This window comes from Lactimicrobium sp., assembly GCF_036453465.1.
Classification (GTDB): domain Bacteria; phylum Bacillota_I; class Bacilli_A; order Erysipelotrichales; family Erysipelotrichaceae; genus Bulleidia.
Map to the genome: position 1 here is coordinate 1 of NZ_JAZHUW010000030.1, position 26918 is coordinate 26918.

Annotated in this window: 25 protein-coding genes; 8 read left to right on the plus strand and 17 right to left on the minus strand. The window is 44.7% G+C overall.

All coding sequences use genetic code 11. The annotated features are described in order from the left end of the window. Positions 1-87: 87 nt before the first annotated feature. From SOI44_RS07830 to SOI44_RS07895, 14 genes are all read right to left on the minus strand, one after another. Positions 88-333, minus strand: a complete 246-nt coding sequence (locus SOI44_RS07830; RefSeq protein ID WP_331348655.1) for an AAA family ATPase — start codon at positions 331-333, stop codon at positions 88-90. Between the two features lie 277 nt (positions 334-610). Continuing rightward, positions 611-3325 carry an FtsX-like permease family protein gene (locus SOI44_RS07835; RefSeq protein ID WP_331348656.1) on the minus strand — a complete coding sequence of 905 codons (2715 nt, stop codon included), beginning with the start codon at positions 3323-3325 and terminating at the stop codon, positions 611-613. Then, a complete protein-coding gene (locus SOI44_RS07840) occupies positions 3322-4011 on the minus strand; it encodes an ABC transporter ATP-binding protein (RefSeq protein ID WP_331348657.1) in 690 nt (229 codons plus the stop codon). Before SOI44_RS07840 ends, SOI44_RS07835 begins: the two co-directional genes overlap by 4 nt. 72 nt (positions 4012-4083) lie before the next feature. Next, positions 4084-5082: a sensor histidine kinase gene (locus tag SOI44_RS07845; protein WP_331348658.1), complete on the minus strand. Its 999-nt coding sequence runs from the start codon at positions 5080-5082 to the stop codon at positions 4084-4086. Beyond that, a complete protein-coding gene (locus tag SOI44_RS07850; RefSeq protein ID WP_331348659.1) occupies positions 5079-5735 on the minus strand; it encodes a response regulator transcription factor in 657 nt (218 codons plus the stop codon). Before SOI44_RS07850 ends, SOI44_RS07845 begins: the two co-directional genes overlap by 4 nt. A 19-nt stretch (positions 5736-5754) precedes the next feature. Beyond that, the gene (locus SOI44_RS07855; protein ID WP_331348660.1) at positions 5755-6231 is read right to left on the minus strand and encodes a zinc ribbon domain-containing protein; all 477 of its coding nucleotides are present in this window, start codon (positions 6229-6231) and stop codon (positions 5755-5757) included. 291 nt (positions 6232-6522) lie between these two features. After that, positions 6523-8124 carry a spermidine synthase gene (locus SOI44_RS07860; RefSeq protein WP_331348661.1) on the minus strand — a complete coding sequence of 534 codons (1602 nt, stop codon included), beginning with the start codon at positions 8122-8124 and terminating at the stop codon, positions 6523-6525. A 461-nt stretch (positions 8125-8585) separates the two neighbouring features. After that, entirely contained in the window at positions 8586-9749 is a 1164-nt protein-coding gene (locus tag SOI44_RS07865; RefSeq protein ID WP_331348662.1) for an iron-containing alcohol dehydrogenase, read from the minus strand. A gap of 14 nt (positions 9750-9763) precedes the next feature. Then, entirely contained in the window at positions 9764-10252 is a 489-nt protein-coding gene (locus tag SOI44_RS07870) for a flavodoxin family protein (protein WP_331348663.1), read from the minus strand. Between the two features lie 29 nt (positions 10253-10281). Then, positions 10282-11130, minus strand: coding sequence for an aldo/keto reductase (locus SOI44_RS07875; RefSeq protein WP_331348664.1), 849 nt, complete (start codon positions 11128-11130; stop codon positions 10282-10284). A gap of 79 nt (positions 11131-11209) precedes the next feature. Continuing rightward, positions 11210-11665 carry an SDR family NAD(P)-dependent oxidoreductase gene (locus SOI44_RS07880; protein ID WP_331348665.1) on the minus strand — a complete coding sequence of 152 codons (456 nt, stop codon included), beginning with the start codon at positions 11663-11665 and terminating at the stop codon, positions 11210-11212. 18 nt (positions 11666-11683) lie between these two features. Continuing rightward, on the minus strand, positions 11684-11857 hold the full coding sequence (locus SOI44_RS07885) for a hypothetical protein (protein ID WP_331348666.1): 174 nt from the start codon (positions 11855-11857) through the stop codon (positions 11684-11686). A 167-nt stretch (positions 11858-12024) separates the two neighbouring features. Further along, positions 12025-12288, minus strand: a complete 264-nt coding sequence (locus tag SOI44_RS07890; RefSeq protein ID WP_331348667.1) for a hypothetical protein — start codon at positions 12286-12288, stop codon at positions 12025-12027. A 6-nt stretch (positions 12289-12294) separates the two neighbouring features. Next, positions 12295-12573, minus strand: a complete 279-nt coding sequence (locus SOI44_RS07895) for a hypothetical protein (RefSeq protein ID WP_331348668.1) — start codon at positions 12571-12573, stop codon at positions 12295-12297. Positions 12574-12910: 337 nt separating this feature from the next. On the opposite strand from SOI44_RS07895, the gene SOI44_RS07900 reads away from it, so the two are divergent. The 7 genes from SOI44_RS07900 (at position 12911) to SOI44_RS07930 (ending at position 22997) form a co-directional block, all read left to right on the plus strand. Then, on the plus strand, positions 12911-13192 hold the full coding sequence (locus SOI44_RS07900) for a MarR family winged helix-turn-helix transcriptional regulator (protein WP_442914587.1): 282 nt from the start codon (positions 12911-12913) through the stop codon (positions 13190-13192). A gap of 55 nt (positions 13193-13247) precedes the next feature. Beyond that, entirely contained in the window at positions 13248-14531 is a 1284-nt protein-coding gene (locus SOI44_RS07905; RefSeq protein ID WP_331348670.1) for an MATE family efflux transporter, read from the plus strand. A 380-nt stretch (positions 14532-14911) separates the two neighbouring features. Next, positions 14912-19729: a prealbumin-like fold domain-containing protein gene (locus tag SOI44_RS07910; protein WP_331348671.1), complete on the plus strand. Its 4818-nt coding sequence runs from the start codon at positions 14912-14914 to the stop codon at positions 19727-19729. Beyond that, positions 19726-20259, plus strand: a complete 534-nt coding sequence (gene lepB / locus SOI44_RS07915) for a signal peptidase I (RefSeq protein ID WP_331348672.1) — start codon at positions 19726-19728, stop codon at positions 20257-20259. Before SOI44_RS07910 ends, lepB begins: the two co-directional genes overlap by 4 nt. Positions 20260-20307: 48 nt before the next feature. Then, a complete protein-coding gene (locus SOI44_RS07920; protein ID WP_331348673.1) occupies positions 20308-21480 on the plus strand; it encodes a DUF7601 domain-containing protein in 1173 nt (390 codons plus the stop codon). Positions 21481-21505: 25 nt separating this feature from the next. Beyond that, positions 21506-22255, plus strand: a complete 750-nt coding sequence (gene srtB / locus SOI44_RS07925; RefSeq protein WP_331348674.1) for a class B sortase — start codon at positions 21506-21508, stop codon at positions 22253-22255. 40 nt (positions 22256-22295) lie between these two features. Continuing rightward, positions 22296-22997, plus strand: coding sequence for a hypothetical protein (locus tag SOI44_RS07930; protein WP_331348675.1), 702 nt, complete (start codon positions 22296-22298; stop codon positions 22995-22997). 73 nt (positions 22998-23070) lie between these two features. On the opposite strand, the gene SOI44_RS07935 is transcribed toward SOI44_RS07930, so the two are convergent. Together SOI44_RS07935 and SOI44_RS07940 are read right to left on the minus strand one after the other, a co-directional pair. Continuing rightward, positions 23071-23508: a hypothetical protein gene (locus SOI44_RS07935; RefSeq protein WP_331348676.1), complete on the minus strand. Its 438-nt coding sequence runs from the start codon at positions 23506-23508 to the stop codon at positions 23071-23073. After that, a complete protein-coding gene (locus SOI44_RS07940; protein WP_331348677.1) occupies positions 23508-24575 on the minus strand; it encodes a hypothetical protein in 1068 nt (355 codons plus the stop codon). Before SOI44_RS07940 ends, SOI44_RS07935 begins: the two co-directional genes overlap by 1 nt. A 172-nt stretch (positions 24576-24747) precedes the next feature. On the opposite strand from SOI44_RS07940, the gene SOI44_RS07945 reads away from it, so the two are divergent. Further along, positions 24748-24963 carry a hypothetical protein gene (locus tag SOI44_RS07945; protein WP_331348678.1) on the plus strand — a complete coding sequence of 72 codons (216 nt, stop codon included), beginning with the start codon at positions 24748-24750 and terminating at the stop codon, positions 24961-24963. 79 nt (positions 24964-25042) lie between these two features. Here SOI44_RS07945 and gpmI read toward each other — a convergent pair whose 3' ends face one another. Further along, complete coding sequence (gpmI, locus tag SOI44_RS07950; RefSeq protein WP_331348679.1) at positions 25043-26632, minus strand: 2,3-bisphosphoglycerate-independent phosphoglycerate mutase; 1590 nt, start codon at positions 26630-26632, stop codon at positions 25043-25045. Positions 26633-26918: the final 286 nt, after the last annotated feature.

The following is a 26918-nucleotide window of genomic DNA, read 5'->3' on the forward strand; positions in this document are numbered from 1 at the left end:
GGAGCTGAAAGAAAAGAGCTTTCGAAGCGAAAATCATCCGATGAAATCTGATGATTCTCTGTATTCAGAAGCTCTCTTGGTTATACTTTAGGAGAAGTTAACGATATAATCAAAAAGTTTACGTGGATCGCGGTATTTTTCATATTCAATATCATCCAAAGGAACCACTATGATATTACGGTTGGGAACACCGGCAGAAATCAGATAATTATAAAAGAGGTGAAAGAGAAGATATGATTTACCACTTCGGCGGATTCCCGTTATTACCTTAATTAATCCATTATTCATCTTAGTAATCAGCATATTCAGATATCGATCTCGCTTAATTTCCATCTGTGCGTTCCTCCACTTTAGATTTGTGGCAGTTCTGCCACTTTTCTAAAATGGATTTCCTTTCAAACATTTCTCTATGAATGAAAAATACGATTGATTGTCCGCAGATTCCTATTCCAATCTGATCTATCTGCCGTACGAATCAATCAGAGATTTTGCATTAAAATGAGCGATCACCCTGTACACATACAACATTTTCAGACAAATATGAGAATGCCGGAAAGCCAATGATTATACTGACTTTCCAGCATTCATGCATATTCAAACTGTCAAATCATTACGCATTCTCATTTCGCAGTGCTTCCACCAGGTTCTCCCTGGCCAGCTTTCTGCCGCCATATAACATGGCTGCACCAACAGAGGCAAAGATGGCAATGCAGGCAATCAGGATAGCCTTCCAGGAGATGATGAAACCAATGTTCATCTCATTGTAGACTGCCCGGTAGATACCATAGGTGACAAGGATTGATACCGGTATGGAGATGATCAGTGATCTGACGCCATACAGCAGGCATTCCTGATACAGCATCTTCCGGAAACTCTTGAGTGTCATGCCAACCGATCGTAACATGGCAAACTCTTTCCTTCTTAACTGCAGATTGGTGGAGATGGTATTGAAGATGTTGGCTGTCACAATCAAGGCAATCAATGTGATGAAAGCATAACCAAGTGCTGAAATCATGAAGATGAATGACTTTTCCTGCTGGCTGGATGCCGTCATATCCGTTACCATCAGCTTTGTACTCATCTGACTGGCTGTATCTGCCATGATCTTAGCCGTATTGGCATGGTCTTTTGAAACGAACTGCATCCACACACTGCTGGCATCGGTATACAGACTGTCTGCCTCATTCATCTTTGTAATCGTGTCAAACATCGACATCGGATACAAAACAGCATAGTTTCCTCTGCCAATGCTTTCATACACAGCACATTTGGAAATCACGGCACCAATGTTGAATGGAATCAGAATCTCAGACTGCTCAAGCGGAATCTTCTTTGCCTTTGCCGGATCCAGTTCACCATTTTCCTGTGATACCGACTGCATATAGTCATTGTCATAATAGACGGCATATTCCACACCATTGACCGTATCAGTCGTGCTGAAGGTCATGCCATCCACGGCTTTGACTGCACGGTTATAGACGGTGAAGTTCCCACTGCTTTTGACAACCTGGAATTCCGTTGATTTTCCACTGTCTGTCATAGCAAGCTCCGTGTTGTAAAACAGTCCCAACGGCTTGTCAGTATTGAAGTATTCTGCTTCCTCCAGATGATTGTCTTTTAGAATCTGCCGGAAGGAATCATCATCCAGGAAGGCAAAATGACTGGACAGCAGCGGGGCAAGACTGCCATCCGTGGATGTTTGTTTCAAAGCATCTGTGGTTAACAGGCTCGGATCAATCATCAGCTGATATGGCATGGCACTTGTCTCATACATGCCTTCACTCACATCGCCACAGCTCTTCATGGCATTGTATGCATCATTGACACTGCCTGCATCAACGCCGTTTGAATTGACCATCTGTACGGAAATATCATAGGGATTGTTACCATACTGCATCTGGGATGCCTTGTTCATATAAAGAGAGAACGAGGAAGCACTGATAAACAGTATGACCGAAATGCTTAAGGACAGAATCGTTGCCCGGAAACGCTTATGGCTTCTTCTGAAATTGCGGGAAGTCAGTACACCCTCTAAGCCAAACAGCTTTCTGACATAGCGTGGTGTACGCAGTGTTCTGGCATTGATCTTCACATCATCCTTCTGGCGGATGGCATCCATCGGTGTCACCTTGATTGCCCTTCTGGCCGGAATCCATGATGCAATCAACACTGTCACAAGACAGATCGCACTGGCCAGAAGAAGTCCCTTCCAGCTGATCGCAAGAGAAATATGCGGTGCTTCTGTTGAACGCATGCTTGTCAAGGTGCGATCCATCAGATGCAGGGTAATACCTGTTCCCAGCAAACCAACCGCAATACCTGGAATAATGCCGGAAACACCTGTGATCAATGCCTCATACAGTACTGTGGAACGAATCTGTCCACGGGAAGCACCAATCGATTTCAACAGACCATATTCCTTCTGTCTTTCCGATACCGAAATGGCAAAGGCATTGTAGATCAAAGAGATGGAGCCGATCATGACAAGCCCGATCAAGATCGCGGCAAGACCTCTGATCATGGCCAGCAGATTATCCGACATACCGCCAAGGGCAGGCTCATCATACCGTGTCAGATCACTGTGCAGTGTTAACAGACCTTCATCCGGCACACTTTTCATAAAAGATGCCAGATGATGGATATTCTTCAATGTCACATACACATTGGCACCAATGGCATCCCCACCCTTGGTAAAAGCAGTAAAACCAGGACATGACAGATCCTCTGCCTGGGTGGCAAGACGCTGATAATAGCCAACGACCGTATATGTCTTTGTACTTGTATCCGTTATGCTTTCTGTTCCAGATTCTTCATAAGATTCCAGATCACTCAGCACTTTGCCATTGCCTGTGCGCTGACCGACATCCAGAGTGATGCTCTGGCCAAGCTCATAGGCATCATCCATGTAGATTTTCAGATTCTCCGGCAGGATGATCTCGTTCTCATTTTCAGGCAGATGGCCGGAAGTCAGTGTCACTTTTAACAATGAAGAATCCAGATCTCCCGATTCAATGAGCAGATATGGCTTGTATTCATTGCCAGAAGGGATCTTTGCCCAGCCATTGATATTCAAGGTCAAAGATTCCTTCACATCCTTGTTATCTTCAACCGCTTGAGCATCCTCCATATTCTGGGCATGGTACACAGCTTCAAAGGAGCCATCGGCTGCTTTGACCGTATTCTTCAGCCATGAAACACAGCTGTAAGCACCCTCAATTACCGCAGTAAACAAAGCCATGGTAAGAATCATGCCAATCCACGTAATCCTGGTTCTGGTATGATTTTTCTTCATGGAGCGGGCCGCATATCTTGCAAAGATATTCATACGCGCGCCTTCCTGCTCACATCCGAAACAATCCGGCCATCTTCAATCGTAATGATACGGTCTGCCTGCAGAGCAATATTTTCATCATGAGTAATCATGATCAAAGTCTGCTCATAGGTACGGTTGGAATACTTCAGCAAAGATACAATTTCCTGTGAGTTTTTAGAATCCAGGTTGCCGGTCGGCTCATCGGCCAGTACAATCGCCGGCATATTCATTAACGCTCTGCCAATGGATACACGCTGCTGCTGGCCGCCGGACAATTGATTAGGCAGGCTGTGCTTCTTGTTCTGTAATTGCAGAATCCGAAGCAATTCATCAAGGCGGTTCTGATCCACCTTTCTGCCATCCATCAATACCGGCAGGGTCATATTCTCTACCACATTCAACACCGGAATCAGATTATAAAACTGATAGATGATGCCGACTTCTCTGCGTCTGAACACGGCCAGCTGATCTTCATTATTGGCATACACGTCCTGGCCATTGAGATATACCTTGCCCGATGTCGGCCGGTCCACTGCTCCTAAAAGATGTAACAACGTTGATTTGCCAGAGCCGGAAGAGCCCACAATGGCCACAAACTCCCCCTTATTAACCGAGAAACTGACATGATCCAGGGCAACTGTTTTGTTGTTTCCTTCCCCATAGATTTTGGTCAGATCTTCTGTTCTCAAGATTTCCATCTGTGTCTTCCTCCTGTACACCTGTATCATCCCTCATCAAGATGACAAAACAGTGACACAGTTCTTAAGATCTCAGATCGTCTGGGTATAGAAGCGGATGATAAAGCAGGCGCCATGATCATTCATAGCCTTGATGGTTCCATCCTGTGCTGCAATCACAGAAGAAGCCAAAGCAAGCCCGATGCCAACCGCATTGGGCGATGCATTCTTTCCCTTATAGAAACGCTCAAAGATATGCGGCAGATCACTCTCATCAAAGCCGCAGCCATTGTCATGAATCACAATCTCGGTATACAGCGGTGTTTCTTTCGCCGCAATGGTAATCTTTCCATCCTCACTCACGTGTTCCATACAGTTTTTGATGATGTTGCCAAGAGCCTCCCCTGTCCAGTAGACATCACACACCACCTGCGTACTGCCCACATCTTCTAATACCTGTACACCATGCACATCCAAAGCAGTGCGCAGGTTCTCCATGGACGCATCCAGCAGAGAAGAAACGGAAATCTTCTGTTTCTTCATCACTACCGTACCTGCATCCAGCCTGCTCATCTTCAACAGCTGCTCCACCAGGCTTTCCATATGATTCAATGACATCGCCATCTGCCTGCGGATAATCTGTTTCTGCTTGTCGGATGTCTGTTCATCCCGCAATAACTGCAGATTCAGATGTAAAGAAGTCAGCGGTGTGCGAAGCTGATGAGAAATATCAGCCAGAGCACGTGACATCATCTTCCTGTCCTCATCCAGATGATCTGCCTGATTCTTCAACTGCATCGTTGTTTTGGCAATCTCATTCTGCAGAATGGACAATTCACCTTCCTGCATATCTGAGATCATGATCTCTTTTTTTCCATGCAGTACTTCATCCAGTTCCTCGGACAGTCTGGCAATGGCACGATAGCGCCGTACGGTAAAATACCAGCCAATTCCAAGCAGCAAAGCACCGCACAAAAGCACCAGCAGGCCGGCATACACATTTACAACAAATCCCAAAACAGACAAAGCGGCAATGACAAGCAGGGAAATCACAGCTTCCCTGCGGATTTCCGGATTTGCAAATACCTTCATGAGAAACGATACCCAAGGCCGCGCACTGTCTGCAGAATTTCAGGATGTACAGGATCTTTTTCAATCTTATTGCGCAGTCTTCTGATATAGACAGACAATGTATTGTCATTGACATAGTCACCACAGGATTCCACAATCTCATCCAGCAGGAATTCTCTTGTCAGAAGTTTTCCACGGTTTTCCAGAAAGATCTGCAGCAGCCTGTATTCCATCGCGGATAATACAATCTCTTTTCCATCGCGTGATACATGGGCACTGTTCATATCGATGACAAGACCGTCAATCACCACAATATCGTTCTGCGATGTTCTTCTTAATACATTGCGGATTCTGCTTAATAAAACCTGTGGAGAAAACGGCTTTTCCACATAGTCTTCTGCCCCGAGATCAAAGCTTTTGATCTGTAAAGATTCATCATCCCGTGCTGTTAAAAAGATAACCGGAATCTGTTTATCCAGAGAACGGAAAAAGGACAGGCCATCCCCATCTGGCAGCGTGATATCCAGAAGAATCAGATCCGGATCCTTTTCCACCATTTCCCTGGCTCTGGCAATGGTGCCGGCACACAGCACTTCATAGCCGTTTTCCTTCAAATATAGAGACAATGAACTCTGGATGGAGGCATCATCTTCCACAAGCAGAATGACTGACATAACTGACAAAAAGGCCGCCTCAGTTCAGCGGTCTTTTCTCCTCTTCTTTCTTTTCCGGCTGTTTCTGATGAAGCACAATCTCTTCCGTCACAGCATCATCCTGGGGAATCCTTGCCCCGCAGTGATGACAGAACACTTCATCTACTTCCAGCTTGGTACCGCACTCAGGACAATAGCGTACAACCTTGACCTTCTGATCCGGCTGCCGCATGCCACAGTACGGGCAGAAAAGAGATCCATTAGGAATACGCTCTCCACAGGCAGCACAGCGCACAATGCCGCGCATCTCATCAATCGATGACTGTCTGTCCTTGATGCCCTTCTGCAGACGAACCGCTTCCTGAATCATATCCGCATTCAGATCATCTGGATCATTGCGGTGCACCGCCACATAATCCTCACCAAGCTTCTGATAAATCTGATGAAGCTGTCCCTTCATCGAATGAATCTGCCACTGCAGTCTTATAATCTCTGTTTCCTTACGAAACCAGTTCACAATTTTCCCCAAGATATCCATACAAGTATTATAGCCGTAATTCTTCGATGATCATAAGACACTTTGGCAAATTTATGGCAACTATCTTTACAAGTCAAATACGCAAATAGATGTGCTGATGTTCAATTACCAGACACCAAACAGACTTTACATCAGTCATTTTCACATAACAATTATTACCAGAACATAACCTGATTCCGTCAAGCTGAAAAACTGATTCTTAAGAATCACCAGTTTATCTTCATGACAATCAATTCTTCACCTGAAAAAACAGGAGAGAATCCCCCCCTGTCAGAATGATTTCAGTAACCCTTGTAAGCCTTCCTCTTTGTAGATCTGCTTATATGGCTGGACCTGTTCACGAATGATGTTATCCAGCTCTTTCATACCCAACAGTTCTACCGGTGCTTTGTCATCTGTTAACAGGTGATTGCTGGTGTGATAGACAGATAACTGGGAAGATACCTGCTTCAACAGGTTTCTCAGCTGTCTGTCTTCTACTTCACTGATATGGTTCTGCAGCTGTGTACGCATATCCTGATCACTGGCAAACAGCTCTCTGTTCGTGTTGTTTGGCACATCCACGGTCATGACATTATCAAACACAGATGAAATCGTATCCGACAGCCAGTCAGCGATGCCGCCCTGCTTTGTGCCATGCATGTTCAGGTTGACAACCATCACACCGCCCGGTTTGAGATGTGATTTCACACTGTTGAAAAACTCAACCGAAGACATCTGAAACGGAATAGTAATGTCCTGATAAGCATCTACCATGATCACATCATATGTATCCTTTGTCTCATTCAGATATGCCCTGCCATCATACTCACTGACCGGAATGGCTTCCGACAGTGCAAAGTATTTGTGGGCCAGATCCGTAATCTTTCCGTCAATCTCCACACCCGAAATATTCAGTCCCGGCATGTACTTATTCAGCTGGTGCGCATATGTACCAGAGCCCATGCCCAGGATCAGCACATCCTTGGGGTTCTGTACCATGTAGGGTGCTGCCATTGCATAGTCATAATACATACCGGTCAGACTGTTGGTCTTTTCCAGAATTGACTGCACGCCAAACAAAACGTTGGTGGAAAGAATCGTCTCTTTCTGTGTATCCTGTACGCGCAGATAGTTATAGACAGACTCACCCTCATACAGAATGCCGTCTTTTGACTGCCAGAAAGCAAAGTTTGTCTGATAACCAAGCAGACTTGCCACAATAAACAGAATCACTGCTGTTACGCTTTTCTTCTGGCCGCGTTTTTCACTGAGAAAGTAGATGATGCACAAAGCAATCAGGATGCCGGCAAAGATCAGAAAGGTGATGTTGGTGCCAACAGTGGGAATGGTCACAAAGGTTGGTAAGAAAGTGCCAAGGATGGAGCCAATGGTATTGGCAGCACCCAGTGTACCGACCACACTGCCGCCTTCCTCCAGAGAACGCATTGTGTATCTGGCAAGTGATGGGGTCACTGTGCCTAATAGAAACAATGGAAATACAAACACGATCAGACATGTGGCAAACGCCGCAATGATCAGATAATTGGCATTGACGGAGAAAATGACAAGTGCTGAGATGCCGACAATGACATACTTGCCAAGAAAAGGAATCAAGGCCAGCCAGATGGCCGCAAACAGGATCCTGCCATAGAGTTTGTCCGGATTCTGGTCTTTATCTGCTTTTTTGCCGCCATAGATATTGCCGGCCGCCATGGCAATCATGATCATGCCGATGATGATGGTCCACACAATCTGGGAGGAAGAGAAATACGGAGCAATCAGCCTCTGAGCACCGATCTCCACGGCCATGACTGCCATGCCCGAAAAGAATTCGGTCAGATAGAGATACAGCTTGTTCTGCAGAATACGTGGATAGGATGATGTATTCATAGTTATTCTCCTGGTATTTGCATTTATGATACCCTGAAACATTCCTTTCCACACCACAAATGCGTTTTCCATTTCCGTGAGCAGACTGATACCATCAGCCTTTTCGGAAAGATGATCATGATGTCATTTTGTTCATTCTTGTTGAAGATGATTCAGCGTATAATATAACCGAACAAAGAAGTTAAAGTGTTTGAGGTGGTAAATTCCGTTGCAACCACGCGCCCTCAGGGCTAAAAGAGATGCAGGAGCGGCGACGCCTGCCAGACACTTTATCTGTATGAGGCTGGCAGAGATGTCAGCCTTTCATGTTGCTATTATTTCGGGTATTCATTACAGCTTTTCAGAAAACGTATCACCATTTCTTTATCAAACAGCTGACATCATGGATACAACAAATCCTGTTTTGTTTTTCTTATTCATCCTGTTCAGTAAATTTACTGTCCCGTTTTTCTCTCTTCCTTTTATGCACACTCATTCAATACTTTCTGCAGTTCCTCAGCCGTAAACTTCTTTACACATCCACCTGTCAGGACCGTGGATTCTGCAATCTCTTCTGTTTCTTTTTCAGACAGATTGATATTCATCTCATGCAGGCTTGTGGGCAGGCCGATTTCCTTGATGAAATCCTGCAGTGCCTGGATAAATGCACTGGCAAGCTCTGCTTCACTCTTGCCTGCTGGATCAATACCCCAGACATTGACAGCGAGTCTTGCAAACTGCTTTTCTGCCTCCGGCAGATAGTGTTTGTACAGCACGGGATGCAGCACGGCCAGACCTCTGCCATGATTGCAGTTTGTATAGGCACCAAGCTGATGTTCCAGCATATGGCACTGGAAATCTGTCTTCTTGCCAATCTTTAGCATACCGTTCTCACTCATCGCCGCATCCCAGATCAGTTCGCTGCGCACATCCTCATTTTCCGGATTCTGCAATATCTTTCTGATATTGCGGATAATATTGCGCTGGACAGCTTCATTGATCTCATCCGAGACATTCTCTTCCCGGGGAGATCCCATGTATGTCTCCATGCAGTGGCTCAGGGAATCAAAGGCACCGGAGATCACCTGTCCCATTGGCATTGTCATCGTAAATGCCGGTGACAATACAGCAAAGGAATAATAACTGCCAAACAGCGGGCTCTTCTGTCTGGTTTCCTCATTGGTAATGACGGCACCATTATTCATCTCAGCACCGGTGCCAAACGCTGTCACAACCGCTCCCATAGGCAGAAATTCCGTTGGCATCTGATGCTGGTGATACTGCAGATCCCACATATCCTGATCACTCTTTGCCCCGGCAGAGATGACCTTGCTGCAGTCAAGCACCGAGCCGCCGCCGGCTGCCAGTATAAATTCAACATGTTCCCGCTTGGCTAAAGCAATACCTTCCTTCACCTTGGCATAAGTTGGATTGGGCATAATGCCTCCAAAATCAACAACCTTCTTACCAGCTTGCTGAAGAGCATCCACAATCATCTCATACAGGCCGGTCTTTTTTAAAGAACCCCTGCCATAGGCAAGCATGACCACACTGCCCATCTTTTCCACTTCTGCCTTCATCATGGTGCTGAAGGCATCATCACCAAAGTAAACCCTGGTTGGATAGCTATATGTAAACTGATTCATCGCTTTTCCCCTTCTTAAAGTTTCTCAATAAACGCATCCACATCTTTTTGAGAAGATGTCATTCTGTTACGGTCTGCATCATCTGCAGAAAATGTAAACAAGCCCTCTGCAATCACCTTTCCTGCCTTGGCCTGTTCTGCCATGTGTTCAAGACAGTCTCCCGGCCAGCCGGCATTGGTCTGAAACAAGCCAACAAGCTTGTTTGTAAAGTCTGTCTGCTTCATAAAGGACAATACAGCCGGTGCCATCTCATACCACCAGGTCGGTGTACCGATGATGATCTCATCATAATCAGCTGGGTTTACAGAGAATGGTTTCAGCTTTGGCGTATAGCCCCTTTTGACTTCATCCAGCCCCTGATCAACTACATCCTGATAGCTGCCGGTATAGGGCTTTTCTGTTTCAAGTGATAAAAGATCTGCATCAATCTTTCTGGCAATCTCTTCTGCAATTCTTCTGGTATTGCCACAGGTATAGGAATAATAAACAACAAGCTTTTTCATCAGTCGTAAACCTTTCTATTATGTCGCTCTTATTTCTGACTGTTGAAATCCGGTCTGATATTGGCATATCTGGCTTCCTGCTCCGGCGTACCTGCATAATAGCGGCGGTTCTCGTTAATCTTTGCGATTTCATTCATCTCATCATCTGTCAGAGCAAAGTCAAAGATATCCGCATTAGCCTTGATATGATCCGGATTGGTGGAACCCGGAATGACAACATTGCCAAACTGTACGTGCCAGCGCAGGATGATCTGGGCTGGTGACTTGCCATACTTTCTGGCCAGTTTTGCAAAGACTTCCTCCTGCATCAAAGACTTATCGCCATGTCCAAGTGGATACCATGCCATGAAGCGCACATCATAAGGTTTCAGAATCTCTCTGACATCATCAGCTGTATAGTACGGATGATTCTCATACTGAATCACCTGCGGCTTGACATCGGTAATCTCAAGCAGTTTCCTGAGTTTTTCATCATGAAAGTTGGAAATACCGATGGCCTTTGTCTTACCTTCCTTCAAAGCTTTTTCCAGCTGTCTGTAGCCAGCTTCCCAATTGCCGGAAGGCTGATGGATAAACAGCAGATCCACATAATCTGTACCCAGTCTTGCCAATGTATCATCCACGGCATTGGGATCCTCATACACAGACGGCCAGAGCTTTGTGGAAAGGAAGATATCCTCTCTTCTGACACCAGACTTCTTAATGCCGCGGCCTACACCTTTTTCATTCATGTAGCCATTGGCTGTATCAATCAGACGATAGCCTGCCTGCAGGGCATCATAGACAGCCTGCTCAGCATGATCCGGATCCATCAGGAAGGTGCCCAGCCCAATAACCGGCATCTTAACACCATTGTTCAATGTAAATGTTTCTGCCATTCTCTTATCCTCACTCATTTTTCACCAGCATCATACACTGCATAACAGTCATGCGGCGATACCTCTTTCAAATATGCAGCTATTCGTTTTCTGTATTGAAATCAGTCTGCCTTGCAATCTCACTGCATGCCTTGACTTTCTCAATCCTTGCCTGCAGAGTGGCCACTTCAGCGTCCACCATGCCGCCCCCTAACACAAGAATCTCCGGAATCGTCTCCTGATTCACCTGATCGAAAATGATCCTGCCTGCTTTCTTTGGATCACCAGTCTGATTGAACAGATGATTCTTCAGATTGTCCACACTCGCATGGCTTTCCTTATATAAAGTGTCACTTCTCTTACCATGTGCGGTTACACCATCCACACGGAAATTCGTTCTAAACGTACCCGGTTCTACCAGCATCACCTGAATGTGAAACGGTCTGACCTCATTGCGCAGCACTGTCGTCGTCATATCCAATGCTGCTTTGCTGGATACATAAAAAACATTGCCCACGGCATTATCAAAGTGCACACCTATGGAAGTCACATTCACGATTGCGGCATTTTCAGACTAACGCAGATATGGCAGAGCATACTGGATCATACTGACTGATCCGAAGTAGTTTGTCTCAAACACCAGGTGCATATCCTCAATAGCTGCATCTTCAATGGCTGCTTTTCTTGATGCATCATCAGTCACTTCCAGAGCCACGGTAAGAACACGATTCCTGGACAGATCCAGCACCTGTAATCAGCCATGTTCTCATATACTTGTCTCACACTCTCTGCAGTATTCTTTCTGCGCAATCAAGATAATGCATTTCTTCTTTTGTGCATCATGCTATTTCTGCATTGCGCTATAACCTTCGCGCATAGTAAAAGACATGGTTTCCCATGCCTTGAGGACACTTCTCAGATCGATACAACCACCAGCAGAATGATCAGAAAGCATCCGATCATTACACTATTCAGAATCTTCAATCCCTTCTCAAGATTCACTGTCACATTCTGATCTGTGCGATAGTACACAATACCTGAGATCACAAGCTCTGCCGCAAATACAGCATATAACACGTGCAATACAGGTTTACTGAGACCAGCCGCAATGTTGATCAGAATCGCAATTGTAAACGACATGGCAATACAGATTTCCCCAATCAGATATCTCTTCTTCATAATCTCCTACTTTCCTGCATAGCGGATCAGAAAGGACATCACAATCAGAATGGTATAGCCGCAATAGAAAGCCGTCCGCAATGTCTCATCTGCTTCTTTGCGTTCAACCTCTTTTTCTTTATCCGTACGCAGCCATACAACCCCAAGCACGGCAAGTAATGCCAGAAAGACAAAGCAGATGACAAGCATCAGTATTTCATTGATCAGACTGCTCAGATTGAGCAGAACGATATCCGTTCCACACACAACCAATGCGATTGCCTTAATGAGATCTCTTTTCTTCATACTTTCCTTCCCTATATAATAAACGATTATGACTGTCACGATCATTTGATACATTTCTGCCGTTCCCCAACAGCCGTTCTCTAACATCATCATAGAGTAATCGCTTATATTTGACAAGGCTGTTGACAATCCCTCTGCCTGCTGTATTCTTACATAGAATATATAGTTATCTAACTATCTGGAGAGGGATATGATCAAAGACGAGCATGTTTCAAGATATATCGGCATTCTGTCCAACCGCATGAGAAGGGCGATGGACGGACAGGCTTTCCACGGCCAGTACAGTGCAGCTGAGGGAAGGGCACTTCACTTCATTCTGTACCATGAAGACAAGGACATCTTCCAGAAAGACCTGGAGGAAGAATTCGGCCTGCGGGCTCCTTCGGCCAGTATTCTGGTCAAGAAGATGGAAGACGATGGCCTGATCACACGGGCATCAGTCTCCTATGACGGCCGATTGAAAAAGATCATTCCAAGTGAAAAGGCCAGGACATACCACGATCAGGTTGTCTCGGATGTGGAATCTCTGGAAAGCAGTCTGGTGGAAGGCATCTCAAAAGAAGAACAGCAACAGTGGCTTGCCATTACAAAGAAAATGATTGAAAACCTGAAGAAATAAGGGTTTTCTTTTCATGAGATAGTTATATTTCTAAGCAATTGAAAAGAGAGATTGTATGGAACGTGATGTAAAACGATATGAAAGTGAAACAATCGGAAAGCTGTTACTTGAATTCTCAGTGCCAAGTGTCATATCACTTGTACTGAATGCTTTCTACAACATGGTGGATCAGATCTTCATTGGCAATGGTGTCGGCTACCTTGGCAACGGTGCCACCAATGTCATCTTCCCATTGACACAGCTTGCCATTGCCATCGGTCTGTTAATCGGTGATGGCACCGCCAGCTACATGAATCTGAAACTTGGTGAAGGCAAGAAGGAGCAGGCCGAAAAGGGGATGGCTGCCGGCCTGAGTGCTCTTGTCATCTCAGGCTTGTTCCTGTCAATCGTATTAACCATCTTCTTACCGCAGCTGTGCTCCATGTTTGGTGCCACCAAAGATATCATGCCCTATGCACTTGACTATGGATACATCATCGTTGGCGGTACCCTGTGCAACATCTTCCCGTGCGGTGCCATGAGCATTGTCCGCGGCAATGGCGGGCCAAAGGTTGCCATGGAAAGCATGTTAACAGGCTTTACGATCAATATGATCGGTGATCCATTGACCATCTATGTCTTCCACTGGGGTGTCAAAGGTGCCGCTCTGGCCACCGTCATGGGACAAATCGGCAGTGCCATTGTGTGTATCGTCTGGCTGGCAAAGAAGAAGGGAACCATTCAGCTGTCAAAGCAATCCTTTGAGCATTGTCTGCCATACGTCAAAGATGATGCCAGACATGGTCTGTCCAGCTTTGTCACACAGGTTGCCATTGTCATCGTTCTCTACTTCCAGAACAACCTGCTTGTCAAATATGGCGCCATGAGCAAGTACGGTGCTGAAATTCCGCTGACTGCCCTTGGTGTTACCATGAAAGTATTCACCATTCTGCAGAATGCCATCACTGGTCTTTGTTCCGGTGCCCAGCCGATCATCAGCTATAACTATGGCCGCGGCCTGAACACAAGAGTCAGAAAGATTCTCAAAACATTGCTGGTGATATCTGGAGGACTGATGCTGGCAGCGACCATCTGGTTCCAGCTCGCTCCCATGAGCATTGTCCGTATCTTTGGCTCCACCAATGATCTCTATAACGAATTCTCTGTCAAATGCCTGAGAATCTACCTCATGTTAATATTCCTGGACAACTTCCAGATGGTTGGATCTTCCTTCCTGCAGTCCATTGGCAAGTCTGTCACCGCAACCATGCTTATCCTTTTCAGACAGATCATCGTCCTAATTCCTGCCATGTTAATACTTGGAAAGATCTATGGCGTAGATGGACTTCTCTATGCATGAGCACTCTCCAGCCTGTTAGTCAGCATTCACTCCATCATCGTACTTGCATAGCAGAATAAACAATTGACCTATTAAAACTGCATGATCCGCAAATTTCATCCTGCCTTTTGTATTTTTCAACAGCAAATATTTGTTTTCTGGTCAATCCTCTTGCATCCCGCTCAGTAATAAGTATTCTTACTGCGTAACAGGGGGAAATTCGGGGCTATTGTGCATATTTTTGCTTGCGCAGGTTCATACGTAATATCACGATACCGTTTTTTCCTCTCCCGATCATCATAAAGAAAATATAAGATCGTCTTTATTTTCTCAGGAAAAATAGAGTACCATATCAGTACGCAACAGATATGGTGGCAGATAAGAACAGGTCAGGTGATGAGATGAAAACTGTATTAGGAAAGAAAATTGGTGCAGTCATATGCATGATTGCCATTGTACTTGGTACCTTGATCAGCCCGATGCCGGTACTGGCAGAAGATACAAATACATCATCTGCGGCACCTATGAACCTGGCTGATTATCTGACAACAGATTATCAGCTTTCCTATCAGGATGGCAACGATTGGGTTACGGTATCTGACAGCAGTACCACCATTTCCATGTTTGCAAAGCTGCAATTCAAAGTCCGTTTTGGCGGTATCTCTGCCCAGCAACTGTATAACAATGATGGAACACTCTATCTTGATTTACCGTCAATACTGACAAACCCTACCGTTTCCAGCGGTGCAGTTCAGGATGCAAATGGCAATAATGCCGGAACCATTACGGCAGAAGGCCAGCGTATTACGCTGCAGGTCGATAAAACATATCTTTCTGATCTGCTTACCAATGAAGGTACAGACTTCAAGATTCAAAATGGCAGCCTGACCTTCACAGCAACGCCAGATCCTGAACAGATACGCGATAATTACAAGCAGGTCGTTAAACTTGGAAATCTGGATATTGCAATCAACTTCGATGCAGATTCAGACGCAAAATCATCTGATCTGTCATTGCAGAAATCATCTCCTGAATACTCAGAAGATACGGATGGAAATTCCTATCTCAGCTATACTCTGACCATTTCAGCAGGGGATGCGGATATGCCGGCGGTCACCGTACAGGATCACTTCACAACTAATGCTGGCTTTGTCGATTCCTATGTTGGCATCACTTCAACTTCAGTGAATCTGACGTCTGAGACAAGTGCTTCCGTATATGAAGAAATTATCTCAGGCAGCAGCTCATCAGCTCATGGCAGCGTAAAGCTTTCGGTGGATAAGTCAGCTTCCGATCCAGGTACCATGCTATGGACAGTCGGTAATATGAAAGCTAATGAAGTCAGAGTTTTGCATTACAAGGTAAAACTTTCTTCTGACTACGTAGGCACTGGATCGGAAGCGAATGGCGCCATTACAAATACAGCAACGCCGTATTCAAAAACCTATGAACACAATGCTGTTTCTTCTTCATTCACGCCACATGCCAGCGCAGTGATGACAAAAAAAGCCGGCACTGTCATTGAGAACAAAGACAGCACACTCACAATCCCATACACAATTACGGTCACAACAGACAGTAACAATACATGGTCCCTGAAAAACCTGAAAATTTCAGATTATTTTGGCTCAGAGAATACACAAAATGCTGACAAAGCAACACTCTGGAATGCAATTACGCCTACAGAAGAGTTTCCGAATCTAGGCTTCCATGATTTCACGATCACTGATGGCAGTACAACGGTATCTGTACCAGCAGGCACAAGTTCCAGCACGGCTCCCTATTATGCCATCAAGGGAACAAATGAGTATCCGGGCTTTAACCTGTACATTGGTGATGCTGCTCCAGGCAAGACTCTGACAATCACTGTGAATCTGACAATGAAGCCAATCTTCACAGCGGGACAGGTCAAAATTAACAACCGTGCTTCTCTTTTTTCAAATGACAAGTCGTCTCTTGGCAACAAATCTCTTTCCGGAGGTTCAGATCAGACAAGTTTTGAACAGCAGCACTGGGACAGAAAGATTATTGGCGCAGCAACAAAATCCGCCATTCTGCAGAGTCCCACTGCCGGTAATTCCGTATATACCTACAGTAATTCCACCTGGTCCAAGTCTTCCTCAAACAGTGCGATTGAAGTCCCTGCCGGCAGTTATGAGTACCAGGTCGTCGTCAATGAAAATGCCATCTGGGATGTTTCTTCTTCTCAGTTTAATGACACACTGGGAAATAATGGTCAATATCTCCATTACGCAGGTTATCTGAGGCTGGATTACTATGAGGATGGTGTCAACTCCTCTGTATCAAATGGATCTGACAGTGATGTCGTCAAGGCCATGGAAGCCAGGAAGCCGACAGAAACAATCTGGCTCAATATTAATGACATGACATCCTTCAATCTGTCTCCGAAGCAGCTGGAAAGCACATTTGGCAAGGGTTCCTTCCTGCTGACCTACTATGCAAAACCTATTACAGGTGCATTCAGCAGTGTCAAGACAAGCAATACTTTCACACTGAGCGGAACAATTATCGGCACAGGCGGCACTTCCTACATCCTGCCAGCCATGAGTGTTAAAACCAACGTAACCGTTACTGGTTCCACTGACTATTCCGCCCATAAGTATGCCTGGTATTATGATCCTAATGACACATCCAATGGCTTTGACAAAGGCAAGCTGTATTGGATCATCACGGTAGATGGCACCAAGGTGCCTGCTGGAATGCAGCTGCATGATGTTCCAGGAACAACTCCAAGCCATGCCACCAAAGATTCTATTGTTGGCATCTACTTCGGCAATACGCCGGATGAAGGCAGCTCCGTTACAGAGACCTATGGAAACTATGCCGAGTTATCTGCAGATTCCTCATTTGAGCAGATTGATTCATCCAACTATACATGGGAGCTTGATGGCAACGGCCCTGGCACTTTGACTTTCAACAATGATATTGCCATTCCAAACGGAAAGACAATGTATATCATCGTGGCTATTTATCCTAACAATAAGCCATCTGATAATGCCCGGACGCAGACAACGTACTACAACATATTGCAGGAAAGATCAAATTCTACTCTTGGCTGGAACGATGTCAATACAGCAACTCTGTATGTCCTTGGTCAGGGCACAAACTTCAAGGAATTTGGTGAGTATGGTACATACAATGCTGATACAAAGACCTGGAGTGATACACAAGTTGCCCCAAATCACGCCATCGACAGAATCCTGACATCTTACAACACAAACGAAGGAACTCAGACACTCACTTCCGGAACATATGTTGACTACATTCTGGCTATCAACTATGCAGGTGATGAGTCTGGCAAATTCAAAGTAGAAGACGTTGTGCCGGAAGGCATGGAACCTGTTTACGTCAGGTATTTCTGGATTCCAGATGGATTGCGAAGTGCAACCAATGCGCCAACCATGCCAGAGATCAGCACCGATGACCTTGGAACTGGTAATTGGACAGATATTGGTGTAAAGAATACAACAATCGATGGCAAAAACGTAAATTTTCAGGGAAGTGCTTATGCCTACTATGATTCTGAAAGCAGAAAAATTGTCTTCATGGCAGATAATCTGCAAAAGGGCACACCTGGCCAGATCGATAAGAAAGACCTGCAGGTACAGGTTGTCATGCGGGTGACAAATTCAGATAACATCATGGGTAAAGATACTTCGTATACAAACACCATGAATGTTTATAACAGCAGTAACAATCTTGTTACTACCAGCAAAGTGACAACAACGGTTAAAACACACACGGTTTCCAAATCAGCAGGTGATGTATCAAACGGTTCCGTTCCATTTACGATTGCGGTCAATCCTATGAGTCTGGATCTCTCACCTGATACTGATACACTGACACTGGTAGATGAGCTGGGATATTCAACAGAAAATGGAGTACCTGGGTCAATGACCGTTGATCCTTCAACGGTTACAATTCAGGACAGCAATGGCAATGCCCTTGATTCCAGTCTTTGGACCTTAAGCATTACAAAAGATACTGCCAACAAAATGACAGTCTTGACCATGACCGTTCCGGATGGCAAGAAGCTGACAATCACATACAAGGCATCGATTGATGCTTCCCCTGGAACTCCTGTTACTTACACTAATACCGCACACTGGTATGGTCTGAGCACAGACAGCTATAACACCGTAACAAAGACTGTCAGTTATAACGTTGATGCAAGCTTCGGTTTCTCCAACAGTCCTGTAATAAATCTCATCAAGGCAGATCAGGACAATGTTACCAGGACACTGTCAGGTGCCGTATTTGAGCTCTACAAAGCCACCCAGGCAGATGATGGGAAATGGACATACACTGGTGATCCGCTGGAAGCAGCTACGACTGACAGCAATGGCAAACTGACATTTGAAACAGGTACTGCAGAACTGCAGTTCAATACTGTCTATGCCATTGTAGAAAAGTATGCACCAGCTGGTTATGTACGAAATACTTCACCAATACTGATCGCGATGGCAAGAGCTGATTCAAAAGGTAATTATCCTAATGAATCAACGGAGTGGGGAAGTACAGTTGACAGCAGCCTTGTAACAAATACGGCTGATCAGGTTGCAGCCTGGGCTAATCAGGGTGTCACGGTCAACTATCGTGGCAGTACGTATACCTACACAGCCTACAATCACAAAGCTTCTCTGAATCTTGTCAAGGAATTCCAGGATAAAGATGGCAGTACATTAACGACTCCACCGGATGGAACATTCTCGTTCGGTCTGTATAACACTGATAACAATCTGGTAGAAACTTTGACCATTACATATTCGAATGGCACTGCTTCCTATCAGCTGACAGAGAATGGTGTTACCAAGAGAATTGGTTCTGCAGAATTTTTGGATCTTAACGTTGGCGACAGCTATTCTGTCTATGAACTGGATGGCAATGGCGACAAGGTGAAAACCGGCCATATTCTCTACAACAAAGAAGGCAATGGCTATATCGCTTCCTATACTTTAAAGAAAACAGGTGATATTGATCCTGTTTCATACGATCCTGCTTCAGATCAGATTACAGTGCAGGATGCGGACATTGCAGGCACCGTAACAATCACCAACCAGGAATTCTCCATTCCAGAAACTGGTGTCTATATCCGAGATAACTTCTGGTACTTTGTAGCATTCCTGTTATTGGATGGCATCACGATCTGCTATGTGTTGTATCTCAAACGCAGATTCAATAAGAGTCATGACAGATGAGGAAGAATGATGACAGGCTGAGAAACAATCCTGAAAAGGATCAGCCGCTCTGGAAAGGCTATGTCCATCTGCTCATCCGGGCTGGCATCTTCATTGTGATTATCGCCGTGCTATTTACTCAAATCCTGTTTCTGAAACGAGTGAATGGCAATGATATGTTCCCATCATTGAAAGATGGTGATCTGGTTCTTGGATTCCGGTTGGAATCAACACTGCGATCTGGTGATGTGGTTCTCTACCAGGCAGATGGTTCTCTGCACTTTGGCAGAATCCTGACATTGTCTGGTAATACCGTTGAAATCAGCGGAAACGGCAGTGTACAGGTCAACGGTGTTACAGAGAGCGGAGAAATCCTGTTCTCCACCGACGATCCTGGTATGCTGACGTATCCATATACTGTCCCTGAAGGAAGTGTATTCATCCTCAATGATGACCGCATGGAAACAGGAGACAGCCGTATCTATGGGGCAATCCCCATCAAAAGCATCAAAGGAAAAGTGCTCACACTTCTACGAAGAAGGGGCATATAAAACAGCAAAAACAAATCCCGTCAAAAAGGAAAAGAGAGGAAAACAAACATGAGGGAAAACAAACTCACAAAAACAAGAAACATTCTTCTTAGCGCACTTGCTGCAGTAACACTGGCTGGCACAAGTGTACTCCCGGCACTGGCTGATGACACAGCATCAACAACGACAACAGCTGGTTCATTCACAAAGACTTACACACTGACACTGCCTGCAAATGAGGATGCTGCTAACTATGCAAGCCCGGCTGAAACATTCACATTTTCTTCTGGTGAATTTGGTGCCACAAAAACCACTGCCAATGAAGCATCACTGGCAGCTGTTAAAAACACAACATGGAATACTGCAACAGATACTGTGCAGGAACTGAGCGCTCTTGATTCTACAACGCAGACCGCAATCGCAGCAGCTGTACCTGCTACCGTTACGCTCGACACTGCTGCCTATACAGCAAGCGGCGCTGCAACAACAGCAGGCAATGCAGTTGCTGTCAATGTCACAACAAAAGGCACTTATAAAAATCCTGGCGTTTACTACTATGACTTCCATGAGGTTGCAGGCACAACGGCAGGTGTCACCTACAGCGAAAATAGTTACCGTGTTGCTCTAAACGTAAAAAACGATAATGGTACATTCAAGATTTCTTCTGTTAAACTGGTTAATAAATATACCGGAAATAAAGTTGATTCCATCACTAACACTTATGGAGCTGGCAAACTTTCATTTACAAAGAAAGTTTCTGGTAACACAGGCGATACAACAAAGAAGTTCACTGTGACAGTAACTTTAACATCGGACAAAACTGTTAAATCTACAATTTTTGTGGACGGTATCAATGCTCCGGATGCCAGTCAACTGACACGCATTGATCCTGACTGGACAGGAACAAAAAAACTGACATACACAGTCGTTGATGGCACAACAATCACACTTAGAAATATTCCTGCTGGCGTTTCATGGCTTGTTATGGAAGCTGACTACTCCAAAGATGGCTATGATACAACTTATTCTTTAGCAACCGGTGGTACAGCATCCACTTCCGATCTGACAAAAACTATCCCTATGGTTGCTGGTCAGGATAACGCTGTTACTATCACTAATACGAGAGATACCACCATCGATACTGGTATCTTCACATCTAATGCTCCGTATTTCATGATCCTCGGCATTGCTGTGATTGGCGGTATTGCTTACTTCGCAGCTAACAAGAAGCGTCACGCTTAATAGAAAGAATGATTGATAAGACAAGATGGCAAAGAAACTGTTGAAAGTGCTGAATCGGATATTGGATGTGATCATCATCCTGTCTATCCTGATTGCGATGGCATACAGCCTGTATTCCATCTGGGACAATAACAGTATCTATGCTGCATCTATGTCTTTATCCGTCAAAATCCGTAAGAAGAAGCCGACAGGGGATAAGCCGTCCTTTGATGAGCTGCGTGCCATCAATCCGGATGTTATGGCCTGGATCACTTTAGATGGTACAAATATTGACTATCCGATTGTTCAAGGTAATAACAACGAAGAATATCTTAACAAAGATGTCTATGGAAAGTATTCTCTTGCCGGCAGTATCTTCCTGGATACAAGGTGTGATCCAAACTTCACGGATTTCAATGAGCTGATCTATGGCCACCACATGGAAAAACATGAAATGTTCGGTGACCTTGACCTGTATCTCGATCAGGACTTCTTTAACACCAATACAACGGGCACATTACTGCTGCCGGGAAAGAAAATCCCGGTAACCGTAGTTGCAGTCATGGTTGTTGAAGACAATGATGCCTGGGTCTTTGATCCCGCAGCTGTGGATGATGATCCTCAAGGTTATCTGAGTTATATCAGCACCAATGCCAGATATAGCAATGCTTCTGCATTGAACTCTGTTGTTACAGATCCAAATGTAACCCATCTGCTGACACTGTCTACCTGTTCCTCTGATCAGGAACGTGACAGAACTGCTGTTATTGTCTCTTATCCAGCAAATTATGAATGATGCGGATAAGAACACAGGCACTCTTACAAGGAGGGAAAGGATGAAGATTCTTAAAAGTAAATTGATTCATAAATGGATTGCCATTGGCCTGGCATTGTTTCTCTCCTGCCTGACAATACAGCCCATACTGGCAAAAGGTACAAGCCTGACTCTGAGAATGCCGATCAATGTTGTCTTCTCATCAAGCGGACTCAGTGCCCAGAAGACCTATCAGGTCATCCTGACAGGTGATACAGGCAGTGAGCCTATGCCTGAAGAAGCACAAGGCAATCAGGACATCATCGAGATTGCCAAGGCAGATGGAACAGACTATGCCATTGAAATCTCATTTGAAGGTGTTGGTGACTACTGGTATCACCTGCAGGCAATTGACAATGACAACAACGAGCTTGGCAATTGGTACATGCATGTCTTGATCCAGAACATTGATGGTGATATGACTATCACCACAACTGTTCATGACAACACCAAAACAGGTGAAAAGACATCTGATATCACTCTGGTAGACAAACACCAGCCAGATGGTCCTGGTACAGATGACAATACACCTACACCAACGCCAACATCTGTAACACCCTCAATTGAAACACCAAAACCAACAATACCAGCAAACAGTACAACTGGTGTGCAGACTGGTGTTTCCACAAATGTTCTTCCCTGGGAAATAGTTCTCTTCTTTTCCCTATCAGGATTACTGTTCATCGTCGTATTCCTGATCAAAGAAAGAGAGAAACAGGAATAACAATATCCTTTCCTTTTACAGGAGCAGCCATTGCCTGACAGGCAGCTGCCCCTGTTTTTTCATTATGTGAAGCCTACAGCCAGATCTTATCAGCTTGATTCTGAATATCTTTAAATGCACCGTCCGGATCTTTACTCCAGAACAGCTCTTTGCAAAAACAGCATTTCTTCAGTCTCTCCGCCAGATTTGTAATGCGAATCAAATCTGATTTATACTCACGGTCTGATCTGCTATTTGTCAGTTCACGAATATTCCTGATATCACAGCTGCAGATAAGCTCATCTTCAAGGTTCTTTACCTGAGTCACGCAAATAACCCTTAAAACATTCATGCTTGAAGAAATCAGTTTATTATTTGCTTTCAGAATCCTGCTCATTGGGATTTTTTCCTGAACCGGATTAACAACATACACTTTTCCAGGCTGAATCAGTTTCATATCAGTTTTGAGTGTACCAATGATCTTTTTCTCATCAGCACCTTCTACAAAACAGCAATAATTCTTCAAAGCCATCAGACAACTCGTTTCTCAAGATCAGCCAGCTTATAAACAAGATCCACAGACGGAGACACTGAAAACAAATCATTTTCAACTGCGCTTCGTACAGAATCTGTATTACGTTTCAAATAGTCTGATGCCCATGCACAGGAAATCGGCATTTTTTCATCATTTACGTTCTTCTTCAAGAAACAGAATGAATGTTTGGAATATTGCATATCCAGAATATCCAGATTATGTGTAGTAAAGAATATCTGCCCATTTTCCGGAAGAGATTCAACCATCACTGCCAGAAAAGCTTTTTCGATATCGCTGCTTACATACGCAAACTTTTCATCACAATAGAAGAATCTGCTCAGGTCTTTAAGCAGCCATGACATCATATCCGCAATATCTATGCCGGCTCTTGTACCGCTGGAAAGCAGATCTTCTTTTAATATCTGTCCTTGCTGTATGATGACATCAATATCTTTCAGATGAATCATATAAGAATCGGATGTTCCATCAATTCTGCTTACTTTCTCAATTGATGGGTCAATTGCCTGCAGCACAGTAGAAAACACCTTCAGATAATCATCATTCGCATTATTGCGAATATGCACAAATGGATTATTAGATGATGAGGCGAGATACCAGGAAATCGGAGGAATTTCCTCCAGCACAGCATTCCAAAGCTTTTCTGTTTCGTTAACAGAATTTATCCTCTCAATACATTTCTCACAACTGTCTCCATTATCAATGTTGGCTTTCTTAAGGTATGCATGAATCATTTCATTGGCATACTGGCCATTTGCAGACGCATCAAATACTGTCTTCAACTGATATAATTCCAGCTTTCCATCCGGCACAAAATCAATTGAAAAGAAAGCTGGCCTGCTCTGATCAGAAATATCATTGACTAAAGCCAGATATTCTTTGCGAGAAATAAATGCAAAAATATCTGCCATCACTCTGCCAAGACTCGTCTTACCTGTCGCATTTCCAGCCACCAGAATATTCAGCTTCTTATATCTGAAATTTGTTCTTCCCTTCAGACACTCATCCATGATCGTCGAATGAACAACCTTTTTTGGATAAGACATATTGAGATGAAAATTCCTGAATGCCTTAAAATTATCAAGTTTCAAATCCATTACGATCATGATTACCGTCTCCATTATTACTTCACTCTGTATAATGAAACTGTAATTACATATTTAACGTTATCATTACAGACTCAAAAAAGTTACATATCTGCTGTGCAAAGGAGATGCCATGGAAAAGCTGCGTGGAAGAACCAAATACTTCTTCATCGTTCTGGGGATCTGGTTCCTGATCAAACTAACTTACAATCATTTCTTTGCAGCATCCAGCCTGCTGAAAGCTGGCATGACAGAATCAGACAGAATCTTTTTCCCTGCGGCAATTGCAGCCGGCCTTACTCTACGCTGCCTTGTATATTTCGATGACAAGATCAATCTGAAAAAGTAATCAAAGAAAGCAAAAAAAGAGGGTGCCAGTAAATCTTCACTTAGATTCACTGTACATCCTCTTTTAAATGTCGTGATGATTACTTGATGATGGATTCCAGCCACCACTCAGGCTTCTCATAACCAAGGATCTTGACGACCGTAGCCGCAACATTTGCCAGGCCGAAGTCGTCTCCTTCCTTCATCTCTGTGCCTTCCGGTCCATTGTAAATGGCAAACGGAACTCTTGCCAGAGAATGAGATGTCTTCGGTTTCGGTGTGCCATCCGGGTTTGTTCCCTTGTCATACATCTCATCTGAGTTGCCATGGTCTGCTGTCACAATCAGGGTGTAGTCATACTTCTTGCAGGCATCCATCAGTCTTCTCAGCATCAGGTCAACAGACTCAACACCGATCATGGTTGCTTCATAGTTACCGGTATGGCCGACCATGTCGCCATTCGGATAGTTGCAGCGCAGGAACTGATACTTGCCAGACGCAATGGCCTCAACCATCTTGTCGGTGATCTCGCAGGCCTTCATCCAAGGTTTCTTATCAAACGGAATAATATCAGAAGGAATCTCAACCCAGTCTTCCAGTTCTTCAGAGAACTTCTCAGAACGGTTGCCATTCCAGAAGTATGTCACATGACCGAACTTCTGTGTCTCAGAGCATGCAAAGCTGTGCACACCCTTCTGCACCAGATACTCGCTCATTGTGTGCTCAATGTGCGGCGGTTCAACCAGGAAGTGCTCAGGCAGCTTGAGATCGCCATCATACTGCAGCATGCCTGCATAGTATACTTTCGGCTTCTTGACTTCATCAAAGGCATTGAATCCCTTGTTCATGTAGTCAAATGCCTTGGAAATCTCGACAGCACGGTCGCCTCTGAAGTTGAACAGAATAACGGAATCGCCATCATCGATGGTGCCAACCGGATTGCCATCCTTGTCAGCAACAACAAAGCCCGGCAGATACTGATCAGTATAGCCGCCTTCCTTGCGGTATGTCTCAATGGCCTCGCGGGCAGAAGAGAACTTTCTGCCATCACCCATGACATGAATGTGCCAGCCCTTTTCAACCATACCCCAGTCAGCTTCATAACGGTCCATGGTAATGACCATACGGCCGCCGCCGGAGGCAATAGCACAATGATAATTGTCATCGTTCAAAGACTTGATGACATCTTCCAGCTGATCCACATACTGCAGAGCACTTGTCTCCGGTACGTCACGGCCATCCAGAAGGGCATGCACGCGTACCTGCTTCAGGCCTTCCTTCTTGGATTCCTTCAGCATGGCAATCAGATGATTGATATTGGAATGCACGTTGCCATCAGACAGCAGGCCGATGAAATGCAGCTTGCCATCATGTTCCTTGGCATACTTCACAGCATCCTTCCATGCCTGAGACTCATAGATCTTGCCGGATTCAATCGACTCATTGACAAGCTTGGCACCCTGTGAATAAATCTGACCGCAGCCAAGAGCATTATGGCCAACCTCAGAGTTGCCCATGTCCTTGTCGGTCGGCAGACCAACTGCAACACCCGATGCCTTGATCGTTGTGTGCGGCCACTTTGTCATCAGCTCATCAATCTGCGGCTTATACGCATGCAGAACAGCATTGCCATGGTCCTTCTCAGTCCAGCCAACACCATCCATTACAACTAATACTACTGGTTTTCCCATATGTATTCTCCTTCTACACGCTTCATTATAGTATAAGAAAATGCCTGTTGGACACGCGCAATCGCTTACATGCACAAAAACACATCCAGCAGGATGTCGATACCCCGTCACAGGCAGAAAATGCAATTTGTTACATGAAAACTTTTTGCAAGATTCTGATTTCTTCACGTCGTAGAAGCGTATCTGCCGTTACAGTTCACGGCTTAACCGTTAAGCAATAAATTTGAATTCAAGCACTGGATTCCGGTGCTTGTTTTTTTGACTTAAACATAGTCTCTATAAATTT

Bases quoted from the DNA above. Each gene is read 5' to 3' on its own strand.
- SOI44_RS07830 (WP_331348655.1), bottom strand. From the start codon at position 333: ATGGAAATTAAGCGAGATCGATATCTGAATATGCTGATTACTAAGATG.
- SOI44_RS07835 (WP_331348656.1), bottom strand. From the start codon at position 3,325: ATGAATATCTTTGCAAGATATGCGGCCCGCTCCATGAAGAAAAATCAT.
- SOI44_RS07840 (WP_331348657.1), bottom strand. From the start codon at position 4,011: ATGGAAATCTTGAGAACAGAAGATCTGACCAAAATCTATGGGGAAGGA.
- SOI44_RS07845 (WP_331348658.1), bottom strand. From the start codon at position 5,082: ATGAAGGTATTTGCAAATCCGGAAATCCGCAGGGAAGCTGTGATTTCC.
- SOI44_RS07850 (WP_331348659.1), bottom strand. From the start codon at position 5,735: ATGTCAGTCATTCTGCTTGTGGAAGATGATGCCTCCATCCAGAGTTCA.
- SOI44_RS07860 (WP_331348661.1), bottom strand. From the start codon at position 8,124: ATGAATACATCATCCTATCCACGTATTCTGCAGAACAAGCTGTATCTC.
- SOI44_RS07865 (WP_331348662.1), bottom strand. From the start codon at position 9,749: ATGAATCAGTTTACATATAGCTATCCAACCAGGGTTTACTTTGGTGAT.
- SOI44_RS07870 (WP_331348663.1), bottom strand. From the start codon at position 10,252: ATGAAAAAGCTTGTTGTTTATTATTCCTATACCTGTGGCAATACCAGA.
- SOI44_RS07875 (WP_331348664.1), bottom strand. From the start codon at position 11,130: ATGGCAGAAACATTTACATTGAACAATGGTGTTAAGATGCCGGTTATT.
- SOI44_RS07890 (WP_331348667.1), bottom strand. From the start codon at position 12,288: ATGAAGAAGAGATATCTGATTGGGGAAATCTGTATTGCCATGTCGTTT.
- SOI44_RS07895 (WP_331348668.1), bottom strand. From the start codon at position 12,573: ATGAAGAAAAGAGATCTCATTAAGGCAATCGCATTGGTTGTGTGTGGA.
- SOI44_RS07905 (WP_331348670.1), top strand. From the start codon at position 13,248: ATGGAACGTGATGTAAAACGATATGAAAGTGAAACAATCGGAAAGCTG.
- SOI44_RS07910 (WP_331348671.1), top strand. From the start codon at position 14,912: ATGAAAACTGTATTAGGAAAGAAAATTGGTGCAGTCATATGCATGATT.
- lepB (WP_331348672.1), top strand. From the start codon at position 19,726: ATGAGGAAGAATGATGACAGGCTGAGAAACAATCCTGAAAAGGATCAG.
- SOI44_RS07920 (WP_331348673.1), top strand. From the start codon at position 20,308: ATGAGGGAAAACAAACTCACAAAAACAAGAAACATTCTTCTTAGCGCA.
- srtB (WP_331348674.1), top strand. From the start codon at position 21,506: ATGGCAAAGAAACTGTTGAAAGTGCTGAATCGGATATTGGATGTGATC.
- SOI44_RS07930 (WP_331348675.1), top strand. From the start codon at position 22,296: ATGAAGATTCTTAAAAGTAAATTGATTCATAAATGGATTGCCATTGGC.
- SOI44_RS07935 (WP_331348676.1), bottom strand. From the start codon at position 23,508: ATGGCTTTGAAGAATTATTGCTGTTTTGTAGAAGGTGCTGATGAGAAA.
- SOI44_RS07940 (WP_331348677.1), bottom strand. From the start codon at position 24,575: ATGTCTTATCCAAAAAAGGTTGTTCATTCGACGATCATGGATGAGTGT.
- SOI44_RS07945 (WP_331348678.1), top strand. From the start codon at position 24,748: ATGGAAAAGCTGCGTGGAAGAACCAAATACTTCTTCATCGTTCTGGGG.
- gpmI (WP_331348679.1), bottom strand. From the start codon at position 26,632: ATGGGAAAACCAGTAGTATTAGTTGTAATGGATGGTGTTGGCTGGACT.